Origin of the sequence: Streptomyces sp. NPDC045470 (genome assembly GCF_040646595.1) — a bacterium.
Lineage (GTDB): Bacteria > Actinomycetota > Actinomycetes > Streptomycetales > Streptomycetaceae > Streptomyces.
Genome location: NZ_JBEZAN010000022.1, coordinates 44,550 through 68,795, shown reverse-complemented (window position 1 = coordinate 68,795; position 24,246 = coordinate 44,550). Strand labels below are relative to the sequence as shown.

Annotated in this window: 26 protein-coding genes; 9 read left to right on the top strand and 17 right to left on the bottom strand. The window is 71.4% G+C overall.

Annotation, left to right across the window (positions count from 1 at the left end; all coding sequences use genetic code 11):
- Nucleotides 1–107: 107 nt before the first annotated feature.
- Nucleotides 108–1,133: an alpha/beta hydrolase-fold protein gene (locus AB0A97_RS36035; protein ID WP_361158422.1), complete on the bottom strand. Its 1,026-nt coding sequence runs from the start codon at nt 1,131–1,133 to the stop codon at nt 108–110.
- A 324-nt stretch (nt 1,134–1,457) separates the two neighbouring features.
- Here AB0A97_RS36035 and AB0A97_RS36030 point away from each other — a divergent pair, with 324 nt between their 5' ends.
- Nucleotides 1,458–3,203 (top strand): ATP-binding protein, encoded by a 1,746-nt coding sequence (locus tag AB0A97_RS36030; protein ID WP_361158418.1) that lies wholly within the window; start codon nt 1,458–1,460, stop codon nt 3,201–3,203.
- Nucleotides 3,204–3,263: 60 nt separating this feature from the next.
- Here the strand turns inward: AB0A97_RS36030 and AB0A97_RS36025 are convergent, their stop codons facing one another.
- Both AB0A97_RS36025 and AB0A97_RS36020 read right to left on the bottom strand, forming a co-directional pair.
- Complete coding sequence (locus AB0A97_RS36025) at nt 3,264–3,911, bottom strand: DedA family protein (RefSeq protein WP_361158571.1); 648 nt, start codon at nt 3,909–3,911, stop codon at nt 3,264–3,266.
- Between the two features lie 299 nt (nt 3,912–4,210).
- Complete coding sequence (locus tag AB0A97_RS36020) at nt 4,211–4,675, bottom strand: DUF4442 domain-containing protein (RefSeq protein WP_361158415.1); 465 nt, start codon at nt 4,673–4,675, stop codon at nt 4,211–4,213.
- Nucleotides 4,676–4,848: 173 nt separating this feature from the next.
- On the opposite strand from AB0A97_RS36020, the gene AB0A97_RS36015 reads away from it, so the two are divergent.
- Nucleotides 4,849–6,246, top strand: coding sequence for an MFS transporter (locus tag AB0A97_RS36015; RefSeq protein ID WP_361158412.1), 1,398 nt, complete (start codon nt 4,849–4,851; stop codon nt 6,244–6,246).
- Nucleotides 6,247–6,268: 22 nt separating this feature from the next.
- Here the strand turns inward: AB0A97_RS36015 and AB0A97_RS36010 are convergent, their stop codons facing one another.
- The 4 genes from AB0A97_RS36010 to AB0A97_RS35995 all read right to left on the bottom strand — a co-directional run bounded on the left by AB0A97_RS36010 (nt 6,269) and on the right by AB0A97_RS35995 (nt 10,148).
- Nucleotides 6,269–7,060 carry a fused MFS/spermidine synthase gene (locus AB0A97_RS36010; protein WP_361158568.1) on the bottom strand — a complete coding sequence of 264 codons (792 nt, stop codon included), beginning with the start codon at nt 7,058–7,060 and terminating at the stop codon, nt 6,269–6,271.
- Between the two features lie 487 nt (nt 7,061–7,547).
- Nucleotides 7,548–8,390, bottom strand: coding sequence for a patatin-like phospholipase family protein (locus AB0A97_RS36005; protein WP_361158409.1), 843 nt, complete (start codon nt 8,388–8,390; stop codon nt 7,548–7,550).
- A gap of 240 nt (nt 8,391–8,630) precedes the next feature.
- Entirely contained in the window at nt 8,631–9,806 is a 1,176-nt protein-coding gene (tuf, locus tag AB0A97_RS36000) for an elongation factor Tu (RefSeq protein WP_361158406.1), read from the bottom strand.
- 123 nt (nt 9,807–9,929) lie between these two features.
- Nucleotides 9,930–10,148 (bottom strand): hypothetical protein, encoded by a 219-nt coding sequence (locus AB0A97_RS35995; protein WP_361158403.1) that lies wholly within the window; start codon nt 10,146–10,148, stop codon nt 9,930–9,932.
- A 214-nt stretch (nt 10,149–10,362) separates the two neighbouring features.
- Here AB0A97_RS35995 and AB0A97_RS35990 point away from each other — a divergent pair, with 214 nt between their 5' ends.
- Entirely contained in the window at nt 10,363–11,064 is a 702-nt protein-coding gene (locus AB0A97_RS35990; protein ID WP_361158400.1) for a TVP38/TMEM64 family protein, read from the top strand.
- Between the two features lie 183 nt (nt 11,065–11,247).
- Complete coding sequence (locus tag AB0A97_RS35985; RefSeq protein ID WP_361158397.1) at nt 11,248–12,135, top strand: undecaprenyl-diphosphate phosphatase; 888 nt, start codon at nt 11,248–11,250, stop codon at nt 12,133–12,135.
- Between the two features lie 174 nt (nt 12,136–12,309).
- Here the strand turns inward: AB0A97_RS35985 and AB0A97_RS35980 are convergent, their stop codons facing one another.
- The 5 genes from AB0A97_RS35980 to AB0A97_RS35960 form a co-directional block, all read right to left on the bottom strand.
- Nucleotides 12,310–13,182 (bottom strand): alpha/beta hydrolase, encoded by an 873-nt coding sequence (locus AB0A97_RS35980; RefSeq protein ID WP_361158394.1) that lies wholly within the window; start codon nt 13,180–13,182, stop codon nt 12,310–12,312.
- An 89-nt stretch (nt 13,183–13,271) separates the two neighbouring features.
- Nucleotides 13,272–14,447 (bottom strand): VanZ family protein, encoded by a 1,176-nt coding sequence (locus AB0A97_RS35975; protein ID WP_361158391.1) that lies wholly within the window; start codon nt 14,445–14,447, stop codon nt 13,272–13,274.
- A 122-nt stretch (nt 14,448–14,569) separates the two neighbouring features.
- Entirely contained in the window at nt 14,570–15,073 is a 504-nt protein-coding gene (locus AB0A97_RS35970; protein WP_361158388.1) for a hypothetical protein, read from the bottom strand.
- Nucleotides 15,074–15,337: 264 nt separating this feature from the next.
- Complete coding sequence (locus AB0A97_RS35965; RefSeq protein WP_361158385.1) at nt 15,338–15,589, bottom strand: hypothetical protein; 252 nt, start codon at nt 15,587–15,589, stop codon at nt 15,338–15,340.
- Nucleotides 15,590–15,756: 167 nt separating this feature from the next.
- A complete protein-coding gene (locus AB0A97_RS35960; RefSeq protein WP_361158382.1) occupies nt 15,757–15,963 on the bottom strand; it encodes a hypothetical protein in 207 nt (68 codons plus the stop codon).
- Nucleotides 15,964–16,453: 490 nt separating this feature from the next.
- Here AB0A97_RS35960 and AB0A97_RS35955 point away from each other — a divergent pair, with 490 nt between their 5' ends.
- The 3 genes from AB0A97_RS35955 to AB0A97_RS35945 all read left to right on the top strand — a co-directional run bounded on the left by AB0A97_RS35955 (nt 16,454) and on the right by AB0A97_RS35945 (nt 18,553).
- A complete protein-coding gene (locus AB0A97_RS35955; RefSeq protein WP_359294810.1) occupies nt 16,454–16,642 on the top strand; it encodes a hypothetical protein in 189 nt (62 codons plus the stop codon).
- Between the two features lie 124 nt (nt 16,643–16,766).
- Nucleotides 16,767–17,690 carry a GNAT family N-acetyltransferase gene (locus tag AB0A97_RS35950; protein WP_361158379.1) on the top strand — a complete coding sequence of 308 codons (924 nt, stop codon included), beginning with the start codon at nt 16,767–16,769 and terminating at the stop codon, nt 17,688–17,690.
- Between the two features lie 182 nt (nt 17,691–17,872).
- The gene (locus tag AB0A97_RS35945; protein ID WP_361158565.1) at nt 17,873–18,553 is read left to right on the top strand and encodes an alpha-ketoglutarate-dependent dioxygenase AlkB; all 681 of its coding nucleotides are present in this window, start codon (nt 17,873–17,875) and stop codon (nt 18,551–18,553) included.
- 27 nt (nt 18,554–18,580) lie between these two features.
- Here AB0A97_RS35945 and AB0A97_RS35940 read toward each other — a convergent pair whose 3' ends face one another.
- On the bottom strand, nt 18,581–19,138 hold the full coding sequence (locus tag AB0A97_RS35940; protein ID WP_361158376.1) for a pyridoxamine 5'-phosphate oxidase family protein: 558 nt from the start codon (nt 19,136–19,138) through the stop codon (nt 18,581–18,583).
- 119 nt (nt 19,139–19,257) lie between these two features.
- Between AB0A97_RS35940 and AB0A97_RS35935 the strand changes: the two genes are divergently transcribed.
- A complete protein-coding gene (locus AB0A97_RS35935; protein WP_361158373.1) occupies nt 19,258–19,554 on the top strand; it encodes a DUF2277 domain-containing protein in 297 nt (98 codons plus the stop codon).
- Here AB0A97_RS35935 and AB0A97_RS35930 read toward each other — a convergent pair.
- The 4 genes from AB0A97_RS35930 to AB0A97_RS35915 form a co-directional block, all read right to left on the bottom strand.
- The gene (locus AB0A97_RS35930) at nt 19,503–20,492 is read right to left on the bottom strand and encodes an endonuclease/exonuclease/phosphatase family protein (RefSeq protein ID WP_361158370.1); all 990 of its coding nucleotides are present in this window, start codon (nt 20,490–20,492) and stop codon (nt 19,503–19,505) included. The genes AB0A97_RS35935 and AB0A97_RS35930 overlap by 52 nt on opposite strands.
- A gap of 308 nt (nt 20,493–20,800) precedes the next feature.
- Nucleotides 20,801–21,418, bottom strand: a complete 618-nt coding sequence (locus AB0A97_RS35925) for a flavin reductase family protein (RefSeq protein ID WP_361158367.1) — start codon at nt 21,416–21,418, stop codon at nt 20,801–20,803.
- Between the two features lie 155 nt (nt 21,419–21,573).
- Nucleotides 21,574–22,089, bottom strand: a complete 516-nt coding sequence (locus AB0A97_RS35920; RefSeq protein WP_361158364.1) for a hypothetical protein — start codon at nt 22,087–22,089, stop codon at nt 21,574–21,576.
- A gap of 190 nt (nt 22,090–22,279) precedes the next feature.
- Nucleotides 22,280–22,594, bottom strand: a complete 315-nt coding sequence (locus tag AB0A97_RS35915) for a hypothetical protein (RefSeq protein ID WP_361158361.1) — start codon at nt 22,592–22,594, stop codon at nt 22,280–22,282.
- Nucleotides 22,595–23,047: 453 nt separating this feature from the next.
- On the opposite strand from AB0A97_RS35915, the gene AB0A97_RS35910 reads away from it, so the two are divergent.
- Nucleotides 23,048–24,202, top strand: coding sequence for a right-handed parallel beta-helix repeat-containing protein (locus AB0A97_RS35910; RefSeq protein WP_361158359.1), 1,155 nt, complete (start codon nt 23,048–23,050; stop codon nt 24,200–24,202).
- Nucleotides 24,203–24,246: the final 44 nt, after the last annotated feature.

Here is a 24,246-nt window from a genome sequence, read left to right as displayed (position 1 = left end):
CACCACCGCCCGCCCCCGCTCACCGAGCTGAGACGGCACGGGCCGCCGACTCGGCGACCTGGGCTACAGACACCCACGTCCTGCGCCCGTCTGGCCCTCCGCGCGGTTCAGGACTTCGGCCGCGTCTCCATCGGGACAGGCCCGAGCATCTGCTCGCTGATCCAGTGCAGCGACTCCGGCATCCGCTGGATGTACGTGTGCCCGCTGTGCCTGCCGTCGGGGATCTCGAACAGTGTGTGGTGGATGGGGCCGCCGGTGTGCTCCCGGATGAACTTCTCCACGTACGGCACTGCCTCCTCCTTCGAGCCCAGTTCGAAGGCGAGGTAGACGTCCGGGCCGCCCCGGGCCTTGAGCTGCTCGGCCAGCCAGCGCGGGTCGTTGGCGCGCTTCTCGGCGGGGTGACCGTTCCACATCGGCGAGTCCGGCACGGTGTCGGGGCCGTTCGCGATGACCGCCTTGAACTTCTTCGGGTGCTTCAGCACGGCCTTCAGGCCCGCGAAGCCGCCCGAGGAGGAACCCATGAACGCCCATCCGTCACGGCTGTCGTACGTGCGGTAGTTGGCGCGGGCGAAGGCCGGGACGTCCTCGGTCAGCCAGGTGCCCATCTTCGGCTGCCCGGGTATGTCACTGCCGTCGTGGTACTTCTTCTTCGGGTTCAGGACCGGCATCACCAGGATGAACGGCAGCGTCTTGCCGGACTGCGACCATTCGGCGATCTTCTCCTCCAGCTTGAAGTCACCGCCGATCCAGTAGTTGTTCGGGTATCCGTACGAACCGGGCAGCGCTATCAGGACCGGGAAGCCGCTCTTGGCGTACTGGGGCTGGTCGTACTGCGGCGGCACCCAGGACCATATGTCGCCGGTGAATCCGGATTTCTCCCCGTGCCACCGGGTCTTGACTATCTTCGTCCCGTCGTCACCCGTGGTGCGCTGCGTCACGAAGTGCGAACGCGGCCCGGTGGGCTGGACGACCTTGGCGGTCCCGCTGCTCGCCTCGCGCGCCTGCTGCCGCAGTTGCGGCACGTGGGAGGCGTCGACCTCGTCCCGGTCCTTGCTGCCGCAGCCGGCCGCGAGCCCCATCGCCAACAGGCTCACCGCGGCGACGGCCGCGGTACTGGTACGCAGGCGCTTCATCGGGACGAACTCCTTGCAGACTCGTGTCGGGCGGGGGCAGCGGTTTCCACCTCCACCGCTTCAGGCGAAAGACACCAGAATAAGATCAGCCGGCCGGCCGTCCGCGGCTCCCCCAGGGGTGCCGGTCCGGCCGCCCGCCGTACGACGGCGGCACGGTCGCGCACTCCGTCGTGCGTCTCCAGGGGTATGGATGTCGAACAGGCGGGTTCAGGTTCCCTCGATCGGTATGCCGGGTTGTGGTTGATTCGCGCACCGGCTCTGGGCATCGTGTTTTTCCGACTGGCGACGGGGCGGCACGAGACGGTGCCACGGACGGGGTGACCGATGAGCGCAGGGGCCGAGGACCCGCCGCCGCCCGGGATCTCGGGGCGCGCGGCGGAGCGCAGCGCACTGCGCGGGCTGCTCGCCCGTACGCCGCTGGTGACCGTGACCGGCCCCGCGAACGTGGGCAAGAGCACACTCGCCCGCGCCGTCCTGGAAGAGGCCACGCGGGGCGACGGCCGCGCCGGCGGCCTCCTTGGCGGCGGCTTCGTGCGGGTCGGCTGCCGGGAGGACGTGGACGCTTCGGGCGTCGCCGCGGCCCTCAACCGGGCGGCGGGCCTGCCGTACGACACTCCGCCGCAGACGCTGGCCGCCCACTGCGCCCGGCGGGGCCTGACCGTCCTGCTGGACGACTGCGACCCGATGGCCGGCGCGTGTGCGTGGCTGGTGCGGCAGTTGCTGCGGGCGGGGACGGGAGCGGGGGCGGTTCTCCGGCCGTGGGCCGGAGCCGGGGCCGCCGTACCGGCCGGGCTGCGGATCGTGGCCACCGCGCGGCAGCCGCTGGGGCTCGGCGCGGAACGTGTCCTCGCGGTGCGGCCGCTTCATGCGCGGCCGCTTCCTGTGCGGTGGGGCGGCAGGACGACGCTGTCCGCGCCAACTGCTGCGTACGAGATGCCCCGCGCATCGGCTGGCGGTGCGCTGTCCGCTCCCTACGACGTGGCAATCCGCGCCCCGGCTGCCGCGCTCGGTGCCTGCTCCCCCGCGGACCGGCTGGTGTGGGCGCGGCTGTCCGTCCTCCCCGGGGACTTCGACGGGTGGCTGGCGGGGTGCGTGGCCGGTCGCAGTGACGTTTCTGCGCACGAGGTCGAGGCGGCGCTCGGCCGCCTGCTCAGGGCTTCCGTACTGGCCCTGGTACGGCAGGCACCGGACGCCGCCCCGAGCCCCCGTCCCCCCGGCCTCGAACCCACCGACACCCCCACCCCGGCCCGGCCACCGCGTCCGCCCCGCTACCGCCTGCCCGCCGCCGCCCGCGCCGTGGGCCTCGCGCATCTCCGGACGGCGGGCGAGGAGGCCGCGACGCTGCGCGCCTTCCGGACGGCCTGCGCGGCGCTCGCCGCCGAGGCGCAGATCGCCTGGCAGGGCTCCGACCGCCGGGTGGCCGTCCACCTGGCGGAGACCGAGCGGCACCATCTGCGCGCGGCGCTGACCCTGCCCCCGCAGGACGCGGCGGACGCCCTCACCGCGCTGGACACCGCCGTCTCCCTGTGGTTCCGGTGGGCCGACTGCGGCCGTCGGGGAGAGGGGCGCGCCCACCTGGCCCGGCTGCTGCGGCACTCCCGGGACGACACCGCCGTACGGGCCCGGGCCCTGTGGCTGGCGGGCTGGCTCGCCGCGCAGGACCACGCCCACCGCACCGCCGAGTCGCTGCTCGACCGGGCCGGCCGGGCGGCCGCCCGGCACGCCGACCCGGACACGCTGGCCCGCGTCGCACACGCCCGCGGCCTCCTCGCGCTCCGTCGCGCGGACCCCCGTACCGCCGCCGCGTGCCTACGGCGGGCAGCCGAGCACACGTATCAGGACGCCTGGTACGGGCCCGGGCCGGCCCACAGCCAGGTTCTGCTCGCCATCACTCTGGCCGCACCGGAGCCGACGAACGCGCCCGCGCCCGCACCCGCGCCCGCCCTGGCACCCGCTGCCGTGAAGGGCGCGACCACCACTGGCCGCGGCACCGCCATGCCCCCTGCCGCACACGACGGAGCCCGCAGCGGCCCCTTCCCAGGGACCCGCCGCGGGCTCCGTCTCACCTGACGCGTCCGACGGGACATCCGCCCGTCACGCCACCGGCCGTTCCACCGGGCTCTCCACCCGTCACTCCGCCATCGCGTCGGCCGGCTGGGCCGCGGCCACCTCGCGCCGGGCCGCCGCCTTCGCCGCGCGCCGTTTCATCACGACGAACGAACCGACGCCGAACAGCACCGCGGCCACCAGGCCCACCCAGGAGAACCGCTTGAGCCAGGACTCGGCGACGACACCGACGTAGTAGATCAGCGCGGTCGTGCCACCGGCCCAGACGACGCCGCCGAGCACGTTGGCGATGAGGAACTTCCAGTACGGCATCTTCAGCACACCCGAGAGCGGACCGGCGAAGATCCGCAGCAGGGCGATGAAGCGGCCGAAGAAGACCGCCCACATGCCCCACTTGTCGAACTTCTCCTCGGCCATCGCCACCTGGTCGGGCCCGAAGTGCTTCGGGAACTTCCGCCCGGCCCAGTTGACCAGCGGCTGTCCGCCCTTGCGGCCGATCAGATAGCCGATGGAATCCCCGATGATCGCGCCGGCGGACGCGCAGGCGCCCAGCACCAGCGGATCGATGTGGTCCGTCGTCGTCGCGGCCAGGAGCGCCGAGCTCACCAGGACGATCTCACCGGGCAGCGGAATGCCGAGGCTCTCCAGGCCGATGACCAACCCCACCAGGAGGTACACGCTCACGGCCGGTACCGTCTCCAGCCACTCCATCTGCAACGCCGCATCCTCCACTAGGTGTAGGGCCCCCGTGGGCCGCCGCCCGGCGTCCGACGACGCCGTCGATGATCGCGATTCTCCCCGCGTCCGCGCGCCACGGCGCGCCCGGGAAGCCTACTCGATCTCTTGGGGCCGCCCCGCTGTCCGGCGTCGTGGCCCCGGCCCGTCGCGGGGTGCGCGACGGGCCGGGGGTGACGCATCGGTCGGCGGGCCGGTGACCGGGCCATTTCTCCGTACGAGACGCGCCTCGGGGGCATGGAGTTGCCTCGGGTCCGGAGGAAGTTGTGGAAGCCCTACGCGGCGGGAGCGTTCGGACGCAGTGTCCAGACGATGGTCATCTCGCCGGTGACCGCGCCGTCCTCCCTGGTGATGGCGACGTTCACCGGGAACTCGGGCCGCTCCCCCGCGTCCAGCCGGGCGACGATCTCGGCGACCGGCCGGCCGAGCTCGGCGGTGGCGGTGACCGGGCCCATGGCGAGCTTCTTGTAGCCGATCTCGGCCCGCACGGCGAGCGGTACGGCCCGGGAGAGCTGGTCGCCGAAGGCCGCGAGCACGATCGCGCCGCTGGCCGACTCGGCGAGTGTGAACATCGCGCCGGCGTGCGGGCCGCCGACGTGGTTGTGGTAATCCGCCTGGTCGGGCAGCCGGACCACGGCCCGCTCGGGGCTGGTCTCGGTGAACTCCAGGTGGAGCGTACGGGCCATCGGCACGGTGGCCGCCATCATTTCGCCGATCGACGGCTTGGTCTCGGAGGACATGGCGGCATGTTACCTACGAGTAGCTTGCTGGGGGAAGCCCCGCCCGGCGTTCCGCCCCACCACCCGGGACGCTTATCGTGGTGGCTCATGTGGCCAGGTCAGCAGCCGCCCGGAGGCGAGCAGAACCCGAATCCCGCGCGGCACGCGGCCCCGTGGCGGACCCGGGAGCGGCCGTGCTGACCTCTCGTACGGACGGCCGCGACGGCACTCGCCGCCGTTTCCGCCGCCCCGCCTGGGCGGGACGCAACTACACCCTGCTGACCACCGCCGCCGTGGTCGCCAACCTCGGCAGCGCCGGTTCGCTGATCGCGGCGGCGTTCGCGGTGCTCGGCACGGGCGGTTCGGCCACCGACGTCGGCCTGGTGGCCACCGCCCGAACGATTCCGCTCGTCGTCTTCCTGCTGATCGGTGGCGCGGTCGCCGACCGGCTGCCGCGCCACCGCGTCATGGTCGCCGCGAACGCGCTCAACTGCGTCTCCCAGGGCCTCTTCGCCGTCCTGGTCCTGACCGGCGAGGCGCGTCTGTGGCAGATGGCGGTGCTGGCCGCCCTCGGCGGCACCGGCCAGGCGTTCTTCGCGCCGGCCTCCGAGGGGATGGTCCTCTCCAGCGTCTCCGGCGAGCACGCGAGCCGGGCCTTCGCCTTCTTCCGGATGAGCATGAACGGCGCGAACATCGGCGGCGCCGCACTCGGCGGCGCCCTGGTCGCCGCCGTCGGGCCCGGCTGGGTGCTGGCCGTCGACGCCGCCGCCTTCGCCGTCGCGGGCGCGCTGCGCGCCTTCCTCGACGTCCACCACATCCCCGGGCGCGCCCCCACGGCCGGACTTCTCAAGGACCTCCGCGACGGCTGGCGCGAGGTGGTCTCCCGGCCCTGGCTGTGGGCCGTGGTCGGTCAGTTCGCGGTCGTCAACGCCGTCGTGGTGGCGGCCGAGGCGGTGTACGGGCCGATGGTCGCCGAGGAACACCTGGGCGGCCCCCGGCCGTGGGGCCTGGCGCTGGCCGCCTTCGGCGCGGGCACGGTCGGCGGCGCGCTGCTCATGATGCGGCTCAAGCCCCGCCGCATCCTGCTCACCGGCATCCTGTGCGTCTTCCCGCTCGCCCTTCCCTCGGCCGCGCTCGCCGTGCCGGTGCCGGTGACCGCCCTCCTCCTGGTGATGTTCGGCACCGGCATCGCGCTCGAAGTGTTCGGCGTGATGTGGATGGTGGCGCTGCACCAGGAGATACCGGAGGAGAAGTTCTCCCGGGTCTCGTCGTACGACTGGTTCGGCTCACTGGCGATCACTCCGGTGGCCACCGCGCTGGCCGGGCCCGTACAGGACCTCATCGGGCGGACCGCCGCACTGTGGGGCTGCTCCGCGCTGATCGCGCTGCTGACGGCGGCGGTGCTGTGCGTGCCGGACGTCCGTCGCCTCACGCGCCGCCCCGCCGCGGCCCCAGGGCTCTCCGGGGCATCGGCCGCGGGGGCTGAGGGGGGCGGGCCGGTGGCGCCGGTCGGTGTTGCGGGTGATGCGCGTGATGCGGGGGTTGCGGGTGCGTCGGCTGCTGGGAGCGGGTCCGGCGCGTCCGCTCCCTAGGGTCGCCTCAGGCCCGGTGGGCTCAGCCGATGCTGAAGGCTCCGTCCGGCGGGCGGGGCGACGGCACGGCCTGGGCATCGTGCACGGGCACGGCGTCGCCGATCAGCCGCCGTAGCGCGGCGCCGTGCTCGACCCGCGCGGGGAACACGTCGGCGGCCGCGCGCCGGGCCACCTGCGTGAGCGGCAGCTCGACGCGGGACGCGGCCAGCACGATGTTGCCGAAGCGGCGGCCACGCAGCACGGCCGGTTCCGCGATCACACAGAGGTGGCCGAAGACGGACGCGTGGTTCGCCAACTGAGACCGCAGGAAGTCGAAGGGCGCGCTGTCGGCGAGGTTCGCCGCGTAGATCCCGTCCGGACGCAGCACGCGGGCGGCAGCACGCGCGTACTCGACCGAGGCCAGGTGCGCGGGCACCCGCGAGCCGCCGAAGACGTCCGCCACGATCACGTCCGCACTGTGCCCGGGCGCCGCTTCCAGTGCCGTACGGGCGTCCTCGGCCCGTACCGTGATCCCGCAGTCCGGAGGCAGCGGCAGTTGTTCGGCGACCAGCGCGAGCAGCCCGCGGTCGGCCTCGACGACGTCCTGGCGGGAGCCGGGGCGGGTCGCGGCGAGATAGCGCGGCAGGGTCAGCGCCCCGCCGCCCAGGTGCAGTACGTCGAGCGGCTCGGCCGGGTCGGCGGCCGCGTCCAGTACGGCCGCGAGCCGGCGCGCGTACTCGAATTCCAGGTCGGTCGGCGCGTCGAGGTCGACATACGACTGCGGGGCACCGTCCACGGTCAGCAGCCAGGCACGCGGCCGGTCCACGTCCGGCATCAGCTTGGCGGTGCCGCAGTCGACGGCGCGGGTGACGGGAATGGGGCCGGGACCGGGACCGGGATCGGGACTGGGATCGGGATCGGAGTCAGGGCCGGGGCCGGAGCCGGAGGCGGGGGCGGAATCGAGGTCGGGGCCGGGGCCGGTCTCCGGCACGGCCTGGGAAGCGGTCGGCGGAGGCGGACCTGCCGGTGCGGCCAGGTCGTCCGGTGCCGCCGACGCCACGGCCTGCGCCGCTGCTGCCGCCAGGCCGGGAGGACCGGTACGGGCACGGGTACGGGGAACGATCACCCCGGGGACCGGCTCGACCGCCCCGCCCTCGACCGGCGTGCCCGATATCTGCTCGGCTGCTTCGTCCACCGTCCCATTGTGCCGGTACGAAGGCGCGCGACGACCCTCCTCGAACCGGCCGCCACAGCCTTCTCCGCACCTCCCGCCCCCTCCCGCCCCCTCGCTCCCCCTCACCTCCTCACTCCTCCTCGCCCCGTCACTCCCCCCACACCGAACCAACCTCCTTCAGATGTGCCGCTGCCTGGCGGCGTCCGGCGTGGGCCGCGGCGGCGCGTTTCGCCGGGTCCAGGACGTTGCGGCCGAAGGCGGCGCGGGCCGCGCGGTCGGGCACCAGTACGCACACCCGTGCGCCCCGCCGTGCCAGGGCCGCGCCCTGCGCCCGCGCGGTGGCGATGGGTCCGCCGCCGGCCGCCACGGGCGCCAGGACGACGACCCGGCCGTATCCGGCGGCGAGGTCCGCGTTGGCGCTGGAGTGCACCCCGCCGTCGATCCACCACTTCTCGCCGATCCGCACCGGCGGCCACACACCGGGCACGGCGCAGCTCGCGCTGACCGCGTCGACCAGGTCCGCCCCGCTCGTGTCGTCGAAGGCCGTCCGCTGCCCGGTCGTCGCGTCCACCGCGGTGACCATCAGCCGACGCGCCGGCCAGTCGTGGCTGACCAGGCGCCGGGCGACGGCGTCGCGACGGCTGGGGCCCGCGGCCGCGCGGGAGCCCAGCGCGAGGCGCCCCATCCGTGCGCCGAAGTCCACGGCGTCGCGCGAGCGCAGCGCCAGGTAAGCGAACCGCGCCAGTTCGCGCGTCCCCATACGCGCCGCGGTCTCACCCGTGACCGGGGCCAGCTGACGTGTGAAGAGTTCGTCCGGTGCCAGCCGGCCCGACGTGAGCTGGGCGCCCACGATCGAACCGGCCGAGGTCCCGATGACCACATCGGCCGTCGCGAGGTCCACGCCGGCCTCGGCGAACCCGGCGAGCATGCCGATCTCCCATCCGATGCCGGTGTATCCCCCGCCGCCCAGTACCAACGCCGTGCCCGTCATCGCGGTCCCCTCTCCGGTCGCGTCCCGGTCGCCGCGGTACAGCGGCTTCGTACGGCAGTGTGGCAGCCGCACCGTTCCGGGACCCGGCGCACCGGCGGGTGCGGAGCAGGCGCGGTACGGGTGCGGTACGGGTGCGGAGCAGGCGCGGTTCGAGTGTGGTGCGGGCGCAGTACTCCTACCGCACCCGCACCACACCCACCTACGGCCCGGCCCGGCCAGCCCCGGCCCAGACGGTTCCGGCTAGACCTCGGCGACCGTACGGACCGTCCCCGCCGCCACCGTCCTGCCGCCCTCGCGGACGGCGAAGCCCAGCCCGGGCTCCAGCGGGATGTCGCGCCCCAGCTCGACGGTCATCGTCACCGTCTCGCCGGGCCGGGCGGTACCGCGCTCGCCGAGGTCGATGTCGCCGACCACGTCCGCCGTACGGATGTAGAACTGCGGGCGGTAGCCCGTGGACAGCGGTGTGCGGCGGCCGCCCTCCTCCGTGGACAGGACGTACACCTCGGCGGTGAAACGCCGTCGTGGCGTCACGCTGCCCGGCGCCGCGACGACGTGCCCCCTGCGCACCTCGTCCCGGTGCAGGCCGCGCAGCAGCAGCGCGACGTTGTCACCGGCCTGCGCCGACTCCATCGGTTTCCCGAAGGTCTCCACGCCGGTGACGGTCGTCTCCGCGTCGGCGCCCAGTACCGCCACCCGGTCACCGACGCGTACCGTGCCGCGCTCGACGGCGCCGGTGACGACCGTGCCGCGGCCGGTGATGGTCAGGACGTTCTCCACCGGCAGCAGGAACGGCGCGTCGAGGTACCGCTCCGGCGTCGGCACGTACGTGTCCACCGCGTCGAGCAGCGCCTCGATGGCCTGGCTCCAGCGCGGGTCGCCCTCCAGAGCGCGCAGCCCCGAGACCCGTACGACGGGTACGTGGTCCCCGTCGTAACCGTGCACCGTCAGCAGCTCGCGGACCTCCAGCTCCACCAGGTCGGTCAGCTCGGGGTCGCCCGCGTCCGCCTTGTTCAGCGCGACGACGACGTACCGGACGCCGACCTGCTTGGCGAGCAGGACGTGCTCGGCGGTCTGCGGCATGATCCCGTCGAGCGCCGAGACGACGAGGATCGCGCCGTCGAGCTGTGCCGCGCCGGTGACCATGTTCTTGATGAAGTCGGCGTGGCCCGGCATGTCGACGTGGGCGTAGTGCCGGGTGTCCGTCTCGTACTCGACGTGCGAGATGTTGATGGTGATGCCGCGCGCGGCCTCCTCCGGGGCCCGGTCGATCCGGTCGAAGGGCACGAAGGTGCCACTGCCCCGCTCGCTGAGCACCTTGGTGATCGCGGCGGTCAGGGTGGTCTTGCCGTGGTCGACGTGGCCCATGGTGCCGATGTTCAGGTGCGGCTTGGTCCGCACGTATGCCGTCTTGGGCATGGCTGTTCTTCCTCGCGAAGCAATGCGGTGAATACGGCGGCGTCGGCGTGACATGCCACCGTGGGAACCCCTGAACCCCACCGACCCTCCCCCTGCGGGGTTCGCCGGTCGATCCGGAGAGGGTCAGCTTCGCGCGCCGCCGGAGACGGGGGCGGCAGTGCCTGCCGCGGCTGCGGCTGCGGTGGTGCCTGCCGCGGCGGGGGCGACGGTGGTGCCTGCCGCGACGGTGTCGACGGCGGCTTCGGCCTTGAGCGCGGCGATCAGGGCCGCGAGCGAGTCGACGGCAGCCTTCGGCGCGTCCGCGACTGCGGACGTGAGCGCGAGGTACGGCTGCCGGAACATGCGCCAAGGATCTCGTGCGCGGCGCGCCACGTCGAACGATTTATCACCGCCCCACATCCGCCTTCATCCCCTCCACCTTCTCCCTCTCCTCCCTCATCCACCTCACCACCCCCACCCCCTACCTCCCCCTCTCCCCTTCCTCACTCCCCCCCACTTCACCCCACAGCGATCGCGAATACACCTCCTCGCCACGCTTGTCGGTTACGCTCCCGGGATGCTCGAACCCGCCGCAACGCCCGACGGCCTCGCCGCGCGCTGCACGCGTGTGCTCTTCTCCCCCTGGGCCCGCCTCGCCGTACTCCTCGTCCTGCTCGCCGGCGCCGCGGCCGCGATGATCGTCTGGCAGCCGCAGCGGCTGCTGGCGCACGGCTGGCCGCCCGAGTGGGCCGGCGGCAGCGCCGTAGTGATCTTCGGCCTCGCGTACGGGGTGTGCACCACCGCCTTCGTCCCCCGGCCGGTCCTGAACCTGGCGGCCGGCGCCATCTTCGGCAGCCTGTCCGGCTTCCTGTCGGCCCTGGCCGGTACGGTCCTCGGCGCGGGCCTGGCCTTTGCCCTCGGCCGGCTGCTGGGCCAGGACGCACTGCGGCCCTTTCTGCGGGCCCGCTGGCTGGCCGCCGCCGACCGGCAGCTCAGCGAACACGGGTTCCGCTCCATGCTGGCGATCCGGCTCTTCCCCGGCCTGCCGTTCTGCGCCACCAATTACTGCGCGGCGGTCTCCCGCATGGGTTGGGGAGCGTTCCTGCTGGCCACCACGCTCGGCAGTGTGCCGAACACGGCCGCGTACGTCATCGCCGGCGCCCAGGCCGCGACGCCCACCTCGCCCGCCTTCCTGATCTCCACGGCCTTCATCGCGGTCTCCGGTCTGGCCGCGGTGCTCGTAGCGTGGCGCAAGCGCGCGTCACTCCGGGGGCGTTGACCCGCAGGCGTCCGGAAAGAGCCCTTTGAGCACTCGGACACTTTCGGGCGCTACGCTGCCCCTCGACCGGTCACCGATCCCGCCGACCGCACGCACGCACTCCCGTCCCTTCCGCCCTCGTGTCGCCTGACCCGGGTCTCTGCTGGGTAAGCGCTTGATCACCCTCTGGATAGCGTAGCTTCGATGCATTGGTTTGAATCCTTCATCCTCGGCCTGGTCCAAGGGTTGACCGAGTTCCTGCCCATCTCCTCCAGCGCACACCTGCGGCTGACCGCGGCGTTCGCGGGCTGGCACGACCCCGGCGCCGCCTTCACCGCGATCACGCAGATCGGCACCGAGGCCGCCGTACTGATCTACTTCCGCAAGGACATCGTGCGGATCGTCTCGACCTGGGCGCGCTCCCTCGTCAACCGCGACCTGCGACACGACCACGACGCCCAGATGGGGTGGCTGGTCATCGTCGGCTCCATCCCGATCGGCGTCCTGGGCATCACCCTCAAGGACGCCATCGAGGGCCCCTTCCGCGACCTGCGCCTGATCGCGACGACCCTCATCGTCATGGGCGTCGTCCTGGGCATCGCGGACCGCCTGGCCGCACGCGACGAGTCCGGCGGCCGTCACCGCGCCGTCAAACAGCGCAAGACCCTCACCGACCTGAACGTCAAGGACGGCCTGATCTACGGCGTCTGCCAGGCCATGGCCCTGATCCCGGGAGTCTCCCGCTCCGGCGCCACCATCAGCGGCGGCCTGCTGATGGGCTACACACGCGAAGCCGCGGCCCGCTACTCCTTCCTCCTCGCCATCCCCGCCGTACTGGCCTCCGGCGTCTACGAACTCAAGGACGCCTTCGGCAGCGAAGCCACCGCGAGCCACGTCTCCTGGGGCCCGACCATCTTCGCCACGGTCATCGCCTTCGTCGTCGGCTACGCCGTCATCGCATGGTTCATGAAGTTCATCACGACGAAGAGCTTCATGCCGTTCGTCATCTACCGCATCCTGCTGGGCATCGCCCTGTTCGCGCTGGTCGGCGCGGGTGTGCTGAGCCCGCATGCGGGGGAATCGGCGGGGTGAGTGAGGGCGAGCCCCGAGAACGGAGGGGCTGCACGATGCGTGAACGTGAGGCGCTTCTGCCGGAGTTCCTGGGAGTAAGGACAAACCACCGCCCCGACTGACAAAGATCCTGGCCACGAACGGTGGTCCCCGCACGCGCGGGGCTGCCTCCTCCCCACGCGAGCTCCAGGCGGGTCAGGCGTCGCCGGGCTTTTCGGGCGGCGGTGATGTGGCGAGAAGGCGGATTTCTTCGGCTATGAGGGCTGGGTCGGTGAGGGGGACGTAGTGGCCTGAGTTGAGGGCTATCACGTGTTTGCCGTGGGGGGACTTGGCTGCGGAGGCGGCGTGCGAGGCGTTGGCGGCGTGGCGGGTGGACTGGTTCATGCCGTTGCCGGGGAGTGCTCCGGAGATGAGGGTGATGGGGACGTCGCCCAGTGCAGGTGGGGTGTTGCGGAACGTGGCGAGTTCGTCGAGGAAGGTGCGGGCCTGGGCGCGGTGGGCCTTGACCAGACCTACGGAGAACCCGTCCCGTTTCATGTCGAGGCGCGCTTCCTCGGGCAGTGGTGCGGCCGCCGAACGGTAGACGACGCCGAGGAGTCGCAGCCGGGCCAGCAGGAGGTTGACCGCGATGGCAGCGCGCTCCGCTCTTCGGAAGAGTGGGCTGAAGAGTATGTCCGCGCCCTCGTCGGACGGGTCCACGAGCACCAGGCCGCGAATCCGGTCCAGGCGATCGGCTGCGGCGAGGCGTACCAGCGGGCCGCCCGCGCTGTGGCCGACGAGTACGTACGGGCCGGGGCCGAAATGGTCGAGCAGGTCCGTCAGGTCGTCCGCCATGCGGCGCATCGTGCGGGAGGTCGGGTCGGCGGGGCTGCGGCCGAGGCCGGCACGGTCATAGACGATGGCCCGCGTCCAGGTGCCCACGGCGGGCTGCACCAGGGCCCAGGAGGAGCGGGTCGCGGCGGCGCCCGCTTCGAAGACGACGGTGGGGAGGGAGGCGGCGCCGAGTCCGGATTCGTGTGGGCCTGGTAGTACCAAGGCGTGCAGCTTGCGGCCGTCGCGTGTGGGCACCCATTCCGTGTGGCCCTGAATGTGTGGTGCGCTGTTGCTGGTTGAGGGCATGGGCGGTTCATCTCCCGTCGCATGGGCACGCGGAGAGGTTAGGGTAGCCTAAGTAGGCCGGGGCGGGGCGGAGCGAGGCCGACGGTCGGTTCGGGGGCGGGCTGTGCCCCTGGGAGGGCTTTGGTGGTCAGGCCCGTTATGCGGCCGGTCGTCGATACGACGATGTCGAGACGCATCGGCGTCATGACGCCGTGGTCGTAATGGCGGTAGCTGAGCAGGCGAGCGTCCGGATCGTTCCTCACGCGCTGGAACCGGGCGTCGGCGCCGGCTGTTTCCGTGGGGAACCAGGTGCGGGCGAATCGTTCCGCCGACTTTCGCAGCTCCGCGTCGAGGAGAGGGAGGGACGGGGAGGGATCGCCTGCTTCGCGCTGGTGACTGACTGCGCTGAGTTCTACGAGCCTGCGGTCCGGCCACGTGGCCACGACGATTCCGCGGTCGGTCTCGGCACGCAGGAACCAGCGCTGCTGTCCGTTCCGCGGTTTGCGCACCTCCATTTCGGTGTTGGTCTGTTCTCCCAGCAGTTCGGTGACGGTGCCGGCGAACCACTCCCGCATGGCCTCGGGGTTGCCGAGCTCAGCGCCGAGTTGGGCTCTCGAACGGTAGATCGTCGCCTCGAAGTCCTCGATGGTGAGGGTGGCGGGGAACACCGTCGCGGCGGCGCAGGCGCTCGCGACGACCGCGCCGAGGCCCCACAGCGTGTCCCGCCGGGTGAAGGGTGAGCGGCGTCGGCCGTCGCGTGGGAAGAGGCAGAGACAGAGACACCCCAGCGTGAGGCCGATGATGCCGCCCAGGGCATTCGCCTTGATGTCGTCGTAACTGCACGCGCGCCCCAGGGGCAACTGCCCTTGGGCGAGTTCTATCCCGCTGGTCAATATCACTGTCCCGGCGAGTACGAGTACCGGGCACCGGAAGAGGAGAACGGCAAGAAAGCACAGCGGGACGAACAGCAGGACGTTCAACTGGGCTGATTCGGAGGCCAGGAAGGAAGCGCCGGGCAGCCCTTGATCGCATGTGCCGGGCGCTTCGCTTTCGAGAGAGCTCGGCATCAAAGTCACGGTGAGTATGCCGACCAGTGCCGTGGTCAACAACACCGGCAGAACGGCGGAACGGCCGCGTAACGTGCTGATGAGGCCGACCGGCACGGCCAGTAAGAAGGCGGTTATGACGAATGCCGGAACGAGGCCGGGCACCGCACCGACCGATGCTTCAATCACCGATGACGTCTTTCGTCGAGACGGGGTGACGGAACATCACCCCATGAGCCCGCACCGGAATCGGTGGGGGACGGACGCGGAGTGACGTTACCGGTCGACGCTTTCGGTGGTGCGGCGAGGGATCATCGAGCCAGGCGTTGGTACAAGGCCATGGGGGTCACATAGCCGGGCCAGCGGCCGTCGTCGAAGAGACGGACTCCGGCGTCCTGGTAACTCTGGTCGACGAGTTGGGAGCAGATCATATGGCCGGTGGCGGCGACGTAGCGCCGAAGCCCCGGGAAGGGCAGGCGCAGCCGGTGCACGGCGATGGCCAGGAAGTCGAGGAAGCTGTACGGGACACCCTCGTAACCGCGGCCCGCGGCGCATATCGCGTCGCGCCGGGCGTCGGTGAGCCCTTCCGGGTACACGTACAGGACGTCCACGCCGTCGTAGGCCGACAGGGAACGGATGGTCGCGCCGCCGGGTTCGGCTTCGATCAGCATTTCGCCGGGCAGTACGAGGAAGGCGTGCTGGTAATCCCCGAATCCGTTTCCGTTCAGCCACTGGCCGATACGGATCAAGCGGCCCACATTGCCGCTGATTCGGGTGAGACCTATGTCTCCGGGCATGGGCAGGGCATGTTGCATCCGCGGCTCCGAGGCACACAGTGGGGTGGGTTTTCTGTGTGATACCCATTCCGGAGCCGTTGAAAGGAGACGGGGCGGGGGAATGCGTGAACTGGCGTCTGCGGGAGGGCCGGAGACGCTATCGGTACCTCCGGCGCCGGTACGGGTACGGGCATCACCCGTACTGGCACGGGTGCCGACGCTGGAGGCGGTCGGGGGCGCCGCCACAGGGAGCGGTGGCGGAGCGCCGAGGCGGGGGTCGTGAGGGCCGTCGCCGGGGCCGGTTCAGCGCAGTTCGTAGTGCCAGCTACCGTCGGAGGGTTCGTACCGCATATGCACGCGGGCGACGGCGCGCAGGCGGTCACGGTCCTGCCGGGTGACGGTCACCGCGCCGCCCGCCTTGTCGAGCACGTACTTCAGCGCGGATTCGAGCTCGTCGCGCCTGCGGGCGAGTTGTACGACCTCGGACTGCGCGTGCTGCAACCGCGCTTGCAACAGCACGATCTGCTGCTCGGGGGATTCGTCGTCATGCGCCATGGCACCGGCGTCCTCGGGATCGGACGGGCACGGACGGGTACAGACCGGCACGGACGGACACGGATCGGCGGGCGAGGCGGGAGAGGCGCCTCGCCCGGACCTTCCGCGTGCCGGCAGGCACACCCGGTGGGATGCCGGATGTGCCCGCCATCAAGGCGCTGGGGCAATCAGTCCTGCTCCAGGTCCCCGAATCGGGCCGCCGAGTTCCAGTTGCCGCTGCCCCAGTTGTGCGAGGCGTGGCTCGGCGCGTTGGTGTACTTGCTGATGTTGACGAGGTCGTCGTCGTGACCGTGGGCCTGGGCCGCAACGGCGCCGGCGGCGGACAGGCCCACCACCGCGAGACCGACGAAAAGCGGACGCATGACAGAACGCATACCAACATCCTCCTTTGAGGCGTGCTGAGAGTGACTGACGCTTCGATTCAACCCTCGGCGTTCGGTCATATGAAAGGAGAAACGCGCCTTTTCTCCCGATTTACCCGGTTGGGCTAAGAGGGAAGGGAGGCGAGGAGGAGGGTGCGGAGGGGCGGGTGGGTCGGGGTGCCGGTGGTTGCGGAAAGGGTGCCGGTGGTCGGCAGGGGCGCCAGGGGCCGTCGGGGGCTACGGCGGGTGCCGGAAAGGGGCGGGAGTGGGGGGCTGTTGGGGTCACCCGTTCGGCGGATGAGTGTGGCGGGACGTGGACAGAGCGTGGGCAGAGGGTGTGGGTCTGGACACATATGGCGAATCCCGCGCGCCGGGCACGTAACGGTCAGGGCAGGTCAGCCGCCTGCGTACGGTGCACGTGCCGGTGTCGGCGCAGTGATGCGGCGGGCGGAGGTACTTCGGGGAGGGGACGTTGTCAGTGGCCGCCCCTAGCATGTACGGCATGTCCCCAACTCCTCCCCCCTGCACGGGCGCGCCCGTTGCCGCGGCCGACGCGAACGAGGCGATCCGGCGGTTCGTGCGTGCCCGCCGCGGCCGGTCGTGGACGGCTGAGGACCGTGCGGAGTATGCGCGGCTGCTGGAGATATGGACGCTCGCGGCCCGCGGGGCTGTCGCCGAGGCCGCCGTCTGAGCCGACGGCGACCGCGAGAACGAGGGCCGCGGGCGAGGGCCGAGTACGGCGGGGCGCAGAGCCGCGTCGGCGTGTGGTCGGAAACCGTTGGCGGTGCGGGGCGTACCGCTGCTTGGATGCGGGCGTGAACGCTGCCGAGATGGACGAGAACCGCCACGCCGACCTGCTGCTGGAGCAGTTGCTCGGCCGGATCGAGGAGTACTACGACGCCGTTCCGCGCAGTGGCGCCCACGCTGAGGACTTCGGGGCGCTGACCCTCTTCGTACGCGACGGCCGGGGCTGGCCGTACTACGCGCGGCCCGCACTCGGGCGGACGGGGGACGCGGTGAGCACCGCCGAGGTGGAGCGGGTCCGGGACCGGCAGCGGGAGCTGGGCGTGCCGGAGACCTTCGAGTGGGTGGCCGAGAACTCGCCGCACCTGCGCGCCGCGGTGGAGGAATCGGGGCTGGTGGTGCACGAGCACCCGCTGCTCGCCCTGGACCTGAGCCGGAGGCGGGCAGCGGAGGGCGGAGGGTCGGGCGGGGCCGGAGAGGCGGTGTGCGTCCGGGTGATCGAGGACGGTGACCCGGCACTGCCGTACGCCGTCGCCGTACCGTACGTCGCCTTCGGACAGCGCGACACCCAGGTGGGCCCTGCGGGCCCTCGCGAGCTGGCGGAGGCGGCCAGGCTGCTCGCCGAGGACCGGGCCGTGGAAGCCGTGGCGGAGCGCATACGGGACGGGTACACCGCGGTGGCGGTGGCGGAGGAGGACGGGGTCGCCCTGTCTGCCGGCCAGCATCAGCCGGTCGGCGCGGTCAGTGAGATCGTCGGCGTGGGGACACTTCCCAGCGCCCGTCGCCGTGGCCTGGGCCTCGCGGTGACCGCCGCGCTGGTGGCCGACGCCCGTGAGCGGGGCGTCCGTACGGTGTTCCTGTCGGCGAACAACGACGACGTGGCACGGATCTACGAGCGGCTCGGTTTCCGGCGGATCGCCACCGCACTGATCGCGGAGCCTGCGGAGGCCCCGGAAACCCTGGAAGTTGTGGAAAGCGTGGAGCCCGCGGAGTAGCCGATAGCGCAGGTGAGGGAAAATGGGGCGTGAAGGAGCGGAGGGGCGCGTGCTCTGACGCCCGTGCGCCCACCGGGAACGGCATCGGGACCGGGACCAAGGCCAGACAGAGGCCCGGGCCGGGTCCGGGCCAGCACCAGGGCCAGGGCCGGACCGGGACCGGGACCGTGAGTGAGGTTGTTGTGGACGTGCCCTTGCCCGGCTTCGGCGGTTCGGAGCGAGTACGGTCCCGGCCCGCGCCGGGTGCGGTGCACGTGCCCGGCTGGCTGTCCCTGGAGCGGCAGCGGGAGCTGGTCGCCGCCTGCCGCGACTGGGCGCGGGGGCCGGTTCCGCTCCGGCACACCCGGCTGCCGCGCGGCGGCGTGATGTCCGTACAGACGGTGTGCCTGGGCTGGCACTGGCAGCCGTACACGTACCGGCGCACCGCCGACGACGTCAACGGCGCCCGCGTCGCCGCGTTCCCGGACTGGCTGGTGGAGCTGGGGCGGGCGGCGCTGGTCGACGCGTACGAGGACACGGCCGCCGGGGACGGCTACACGCCGGACACCGCCCTGATCAACTTCTACGACGGCCGGGCCACGATGGGAATGCACCAGGACAAGGACGAGCGGTCCGGCGCCCCGGTCGTCTCGCTCAGCATCGGCGACACCTGCGTCTTCCGCTTCGGGAACCCCGAGTCCCGCGGCCGCCCCTACACCGACGTCGAGCTGGCCTCCGGCGATCTGTTCGTCTTCGGCGGACCGTCGCGGTTCGCCTACCACGGGGTGACGAAGGTACGTCCGGGGACCGGCGACCCCACGACGGGGCTGGCGAGCGGGCGCCTCAACATCACGCTCCGGGTCACCGGCCTGGAGTCGGAGTAGGGCGTCCTCCACCGGGCCCCTCGGTCGCTACTGGGCCGTGCCGGCCAGCAGCCAGCGGTCGACCGGCACCTCGAAGAGCACCCGGCCGGACCGGCTCGACGCCGACTGGGGCGTGGCGATCACGTTCCAGTCGTACTTCGCGAGGAAGGCAGCGACGACGTCGGAGGGCACCGCGGCACCGGACGGCACAGTGGCATTGGACGGCGCCGCGGCATCGGACGGCACGGCGGCGTCGGGAGCCGGCGCGGCGTCCGGAGAGGCCGCAGCGCCTGGCGGCACGTGCCATATCCGGGCCCGCCCCTCCGCCACGACCGGGGCCTCGCCGCCCTCCAGGGCCAGCGAGACCCGCGGGTCGTTCTCGATGTTGCGCAGCTTCACCGAAGCGCGTTCCGCGCCGATCCACCACGTGCCGCGTACGAAGACGAACCAGACCGGCGTGACGTGTGGCGAACCGTTCGGGCGGAGCGTGCACAGCCAGACGATCCGCTCGGCGGCCAGGCGGCCGCGGACGGCCGGGGTGAGGTCCTCTGAGCGCTCGGTACCGGCGGTAGGGACGACGGGCCGCGCGTGATCCTGATCGTTCATGTCGGCATTCCAGCAGAGGAGGGAAGGGACGAGGGCGGCGGGACATCATTTCGAGCGCATGTTTGATTGAGTGCGGTGAATCGGCTGCCACGGCCGGGGCGGGGAGGCACACTGGACACATGTGCCGCAGCATCAAGACGCTCAGGCCCCCAGCCACGCCCGATGTGACCGAGGACGACATACGGGCCGCGGCCCTCCAGTATGTCCGCAAGGTCTCCGGATTCCGCGCCCCGGCCGCGCACAACCGCGAGGTGTTCGAGCAGGCCGTGGACGCGGTGACGGCCGCGACACACGACCTGCTGGCCGGGCTTCAGATACGGGGGCGCAGCGGCAGCGGGAGCAGCAGCGATGGTGGCGGTTCCGGTCAGGTCCTGGAAGCCTCCGGCAACTCCAGCAGCGCGCGCACGGGCAAGTGATCGCTGGGGAACTGCCCGTCCTCGGAGAACGTGTCGATCACGGCGCGGTGGGTCCGGATCGACGGTGACGTGAGGATCCAGTCGATCCGTTCGCCGTCCCGTACCAGCGGCCGGTAGCCGTGGTAGGTGGCGTACAGGGTGCTGCGCGAATCGGCCGTGTCCCAGCTGTCCACGAGTGAGCCCCGGCGGAGCATCGTGTCGTACACCGGATTGTTGTGGGCGGGGACGTTGAAGTCGCCGGTGACGATGCGCGGAATCGCCGGGTCCAGCGCGCGCAGCCGGTCGGTGATCAGGGTGGCGGAGCGCTCGCGCGAGTACTGGTTGAGGTGGTCGAGGTGGGTGTTGAGGGCGTAGAACTCACCGCCGGTACGCAGGTCCCGGAAGCGCACCCAGGTCGCCATCCGGATGACCGTGTTGCCCCATGTCGCGGAACCGATCAGGTACGGGGTGTCAGAGAGCCAGAAATGGTCGTACTCGACCGGGGTCAGTCGGCGGGTGTCGTAGAAGAGGGTGGCGAACTCGTCGCGGCTGCCGCCTGCCCGGCCTGTGCCCAGCCAGGCGTAGTCGTCGCCGAGATCTTCCGCGATGTCCTGCAGCTGGTGGTAGAGCCCCTCCTGCGTACCGAGCAGGTGCGGTGCGGCCCGGTGCAGCAAGTCCCGCATGACGGGGCGGCGTTCGGGCCAGGAGTTGGGGCGCTGGTCCGAGGCGTACCGGAGATTGAACGTCATGGCGCGCAGCTGCCGGTCGCCTCGGGCGGCGTGCGCGGTGCCGCCTCCGTAGGCCAGCGCCGGCGTACCGACCGCGGTCGCCGCGACGGCGCGCAGTGCCGTACGGCGGCTGAAGGGCTCCACGGCGGCGCGAGCGGCGCCCGCGGGCTCCGACGCCGTGTCCGTCGGGAATTGCGGCACCGCGGCGGAGCACCCCGTCGATCTCGTCATCGCGTCTCCAGTGGCCGGTGGCCCGCCACGTCTGCGGGCCGGGTCACTGAAGAGTCTCGGAGACCTGGGTGATGCGGAAGTGGACAGGAGGGGGAGGGGGTCGAAACGCGCTACTCGGAACGCGCTGCTCCCCTGGTGTCTGCCGGGGTCGCCGGGGGCCCGGAGCCGAGGGACCGGAACCAGGTGCCGGGTGCCTGCCACAGCCGGGCATCGGAGCCGAGCGCCCGTCCGCCCGGCCCCGATTGCGAACGCCCCGCGCCGGTCCGCGGTTCCCGGCTCCGGGCGTGCCACCGGCCTCCGGCCTCCGGTCAGGCTCCCGCTGCCGGGCCCTGCCAGTCGGCGTACCGGATGCGGGAGATCTCCCGTACGTCGCCGGTCGTCCCCCACTCGTCCTTGCCGAGCCGGGACAGCGGCCGCATCTTCCGGATTTCCGGGTGGCCGTCGGCCATGACCTCTTCCGCCACGGCGGCGTGCACCACCCGGCCGAAGACGACGGTCGAGTCACCGAACCGCAGCGTGCTGTGCAGTTCGCATTCGAAGGCCACCGGCGAGGCGGCGACCCGCGGCGCCTTGACCCGCAGACTCGGTTCGGGAGCCACCCCCACCGCGTCGAACTCGCTCACCCCGTGCGGGAAGTCGGTCGCCGTCTCGTTGATCTGCCCGGCGAGTTCCTCCGGCGCGAAGTTCACCACGAACTGGCCGGTCTCCTCGATGTTGCGGAGGGAGTCCTTCCGTCCGACGGCCGAGAACTGCAGGACGGGTGGCGCGACGCAGGCGATGTTGAAGAAGGAGTGCGGGGCCAGATTGGCCACGCCCTCGCCGGAGATGGTGGACACCCAGGCGATGGGCCGCGGCACCACGGTCGCCGTGAGCAGTCGGTAGAAGCCTTGCCGGTCGTACTGTGCGGGGTCGAAGTCGATACGCATGAAGATCAGTATCCATCCCCGCCGATCTGCGGCCCAGTGCCTCCGCGAGGAAGCCCGGCTACGGTGACGGACGCGGGCGCTCGACACCGCACAGCAGCCGGTGCATCCTCGTGATGCCATCCGAAATCCATGAAACTGCCGGAAAACACTTGAAGCTACCTGATGAATTGCACGCTCTCGAACGACATCACATCCGCACACTCCTCCTTGCGCAGGAAGTGGTCAGCGGTGCCTTGGCATGCTTCATCGCTGGTCCAGGTCTCGACCGTCTTGTTCGTCGCGTTGTACACAGCCCCGTCACTCCGGAGTGCGAAACAAGCATTGCTGCGGGGATTGTGCAACGTCTTCACCCGACCGGCTTCCCGGTAGCGGAAGTATCCTGAGTTCGGACGCGTTCTGAAATTCACGCTGCCGAATGTCGCCCGGGTCTGCTGTCCGGGCTGGAGCTTGCGCAGAATGTTTCCCGAGCAGTTTTTTGAAGCATAGAGTTCCGCCGTTACGTCGGTCGCGTTCCAGACACTTCCCGATGCCTGCACATAGGTGTGGCAGCCGTGGCCCGAGAAGTCTCTGATCGTGTGGGCGGGGCCGGGTTCGGTGTATTCGAAATATCCGGTCGTCGTCGCGGCAGGTGACGCTGTCACCATGGTGAGCAGGAATGACGCGACCACCACCGCGGGAGTGTTCCACCGTCGGTGCGCCACTGCACCGCCTCCATTCTTTTCGGTACGGGCACGGTCTTGTGTGCCCATGAGGCTCGCGCCGCCCCGGCCGGGCCGCGCCGGCCTGCCCGACCACCCGGCATGCGGTGGCAGGGCAGGGCCGACGCGGCGGTGGCCGACGCGGCGGGGTCGGCGGGTGTGGCTAGCGGATGAATTCGGCGCTCTTGAACTCGACGTCCGCGCCGTGCTGCCGCGGCCTCAGGAATTGGGTCGCGGTCCCCTCGCAGTCGTCCCTCGACGCATAGAGGGCGACCGTCTTGTTGGTGCCGTTGTAGGCCCGGCCGTTCCCTTCGATCGTGTGGCAGGTGTTGCTCCGCGGATTGTCGAGCTGTTCCTGCTGGCCCGTCGGAGTGGTGTACAGGAAGAAGCCCGTCGTACTGAGAGCGGGCGTGGTCGCGCCGAGAGCGACCGCCGTCGCGATGCCCAGGCCGGCGAGAATACGGGGAATACGCTTCATTCGAAGTCTCCTACTGCGGGGGGGGCGAACTGCCTGCCGCAGTAATTAAATTGGCGCGGCGGTGGCACCGGCAAGATGCTTGGACGTCACCAAAAGAGCGAGTTTACCGTGAACCCGGTGTTATTTAACTCCGGAGCTACGGGCCCGGGTTGCGCACGCAACGGGAAAGCCGGATTCCGGGAATTCACCGGATTAATCCCTCTGTCTCAATGTGAGACGACAGCAGGCGCAAGCTTCGCACGCGTCCGCACTCATCCGCACGCCCCGTGCCCCGTATCTGCCCCAGCCCCGCACGCCCCCAGCCCTGTTCGCACCCGACCCCCGCCCCTCCGACCCCCGCCCCTCCCCCAAGCGGCAACCTTTCCCTCCTCGGCGGCGACAAGGACATGTGCGGCCCCGGGCAGCAAGCCGGGCCGGCCGCCGCTTCCGTCCCCCACGAGAGGAACAACTGCCGTGCGCAGCAACACCGGTCGCCACCGCAGGACTCGCACTCTGACCCTCGCCACCGCCGTGGCCGTGACCGCCGGCGCGGGAGGTGCCTGGCTCGCGCTCGCCCCCGGTACGGCCGGGGCGGCGCCCCAGGCCGTCGTCGTCTCGACCACCGCGGCCCTCCAGGACGCCGTCGCACACGCCGCGGCAGGCACCACCATTCAGGTGCGCGGCGGTACGTACCACCCGACGAGCAGCCTCAAGAGCTCCGCCGACGGCACGCCCACGGCCCGGATCACCCTCGCCGCGTACGGCGGCGAGAAGGTGCGGATCGACGGTTCGAAGCTGCCCGCCGGGTCTTGGCTGGCCGGGATATCCGGTGACTACTGGACCGTCCGGAACCTCACCTTCCAGAAGTCACCCGCGCACGGCTTCGTCGCCACGTCCTCCACCGGCGGCGTCTTCGAGAACCTGGTGACCGCCGACAACGGCAACTCGGGCTTCACCCTGCGCGGCGAGGGCACCCACGACAACCTCGTACGGAACCTGGACAGTCACGGCAACTACGACCGGGCCACGCACGGCCAGAACGCCGACGGCATCGCCGTGAAGTTCGGTTCGGGCAGCGGCAACCGCATCACGGGGGCGCGGCTGTCCGGCAACGCCGACGACGGGCTGGACCTCTGGAAGTTCGCCGGTCCGGTCACCATCGAGCACACCTGGGCCTACGGCAACGGCAAGAATCGCTGGCACGACCCCGCGTTCGAGGGCAACGGCAACGGCTTCAAGCTGGGCGGCGGCGGAACGGTCGCCGCACACACGGTGATCAACAACGCGGCCTGGGACAACACGCTCCACGGCTTCACCGAGAACAGCAACCCCGGCGCCACCACCCTCCGGCGCAACACCGCGTACGCCAACCAGAAGGCGGGGTTCTACTTCGCCACGGGCAAGGCGCGGCTGGCGAAGAACCTGGCCGCCGCCAACGGCGACCGGCCCGCCAAGGTGGGCTCCTCCGCCGTGTCGGCGGGGAACAACTGGGACCGCGGCGTGGCGACGCCCGGGTTCCGGTCCACCGATGCCCGTACCGCGTACGGGCCCCGCCGGGCGGACGGCTCGCTTCCGGTGACCACCTTCCTGACCACCGGGAACGCTCCCATCGGGTCGACCATGAACTGACCGGGACGCCGCCCACCTGCCCGCCCCGCCCCGCGACGTTAGCC

What these genes read in the sequence shown, in the direction of transcription:
- AB0A97_RS36035 (WP_361158422.1), bottom strand. Translation starts at nt 1,133, where the DNA reads ATGAAGCGCCTGCGTACCAGTACCGCGGCCGTCGCCGCGGTGAGCCTG.
- AB0A97_RS36030 (WP_361158418.1), top strand. Translation starts at nt 1,458, where the DNA reads ATGAGCGCAGGGGCCGAGGACCCGCCGCCGCCCGGGATCTCGGGGCGC.
- AB0A97_RS36025 (WP_361158571.1), bottom strand. Translation starts at nt 3,911, where the DNA reads ATGGAGTGGCTGGAGACGGTACCGGCCGTGAGCGTGTACCTCCTGGTG.
- AB0A97_RS36020 (WP_361158415.1), bottom strand. Translation starts at nt 4,675, where the DNA reads ATGTCCTCCGAGACCAAGCCGTCGATCGGCGAAATGATGGCGGCCACC.
- AB0A97_RS36010 (WP_361158568.1), bottom strand. Translation starts at nt 7,060, where the DNA reads ATGCCGGACGTGGACCGGCCGCGTGCCTGGCTGCTGACCGTGGACGGT.
- AB0A97_RS36005 (WP_361158409.1), bottom strand. Translation starts at nt 8,390, where the DNA reads ATGACGGGCACGGCGTTGGTACTGGGCGGCGGGGGATACACCGGCATC.
- tuf (WP_361158406.1), bottom strand. Translation starts at nt 9,806, where the DNA reads ATGCCCAAGACGGCATACGTGCGGACCAAGCCGCACCTGAACATCGGC.
- AB0A97_RS35995 (WP_361158403.1), bottom strand. Translation starts at nt 10,148, where the DNA reads ATGTTCCGGCAGCCGTACCTCGCGCTCACGTCCGCAGTCGCGGACGCG.
- AB0A97_RS35990 (WP_361158400.1), top strand. Translation starts at nt 10,363, where the DNA reads ATGCTCGAACCCGCCGCAACGCCCGACGGCCTCGCCGCGCGCTGCACG.
- AB0A97_RS35985 (WP_361158397.1), top strand. Translation starts at nt 11,248, where the DNA reads ATGCATTGGTTTGAATCCTTCATCCTCGGCCTGGTCCAAGGGTTGACC.
- AB0A97_RS35970 (WP_361158388.1), bottom strand. Translation starts at nt 15,073, where the DNA reads ATGCAACATGCCCTGCCCATGCCCGGAGACATAGGTCTCACCCGAATC.
- AB0A97_RS35965 (WP_361158385.1), bottom strand. Translation starts at nt 15,589, where the DNA reads ATGGCGCATGACGACGAATCCCCCGAGCAGCAGATCGTGCTGTTGCAA.
- AB0A97_RS35960 (WP_361158382.1), bottom strand. Translation starts at nt 15,963, where the DNA reads ATGCGTTCTGTCATGCGTCCGCTTTTCGTCGGTCTCGCGGTGGTGGGC.
- AB0A97_RS35955 (WP_359294810.1), top strand. Translation starts at nt 16,454, where the DNA reads ATGTCCCCAACTCCTCCCCCCTGCACGGGCGCGCCCGTTGCCGCGGCC.
- AB0A97_RS35940 (WP_361158376.1), bottom strand. Translation starts at nt 19,138, where the DNA reads ATGAACGATCAGGATCACGCGCGGCCCGTCGTCCCTACCGCCGGTACC.
- AB0A97_RS35935 (WP_361158373.1), top strand. Translation starts at nt 19,258, where the DNA reads ATGTGCCGCAGCATCAAGACGCTCAGGCCCCCAGCCACGCCCGATGTG.
- AB0A97_RS35930 (WP_361158370.1), bottom strand. Translation starts at nt 20,492, where the DNA reads ATGACGAGATCGACGGGGTGCTCCGCCGCGGTGCCGCAATTCCCGACG.
- AB0A97_RS35925 (WP_361158367.1), bottom strand. Translation starts at nt 21,418, where the DNA reads ATGCGTATCGACTTCGACCCCGCACAGTACGACCGGCAAGGCTTCTAC.
- AB0A97_RS35915 (WP_361158361.1), bottom strand. Translation starts at nt 22,594, where the DNA reads ATGAAGCGTATTCCCCGTATTCTCGCCGGCCTGGGCATCGCGACGGCG.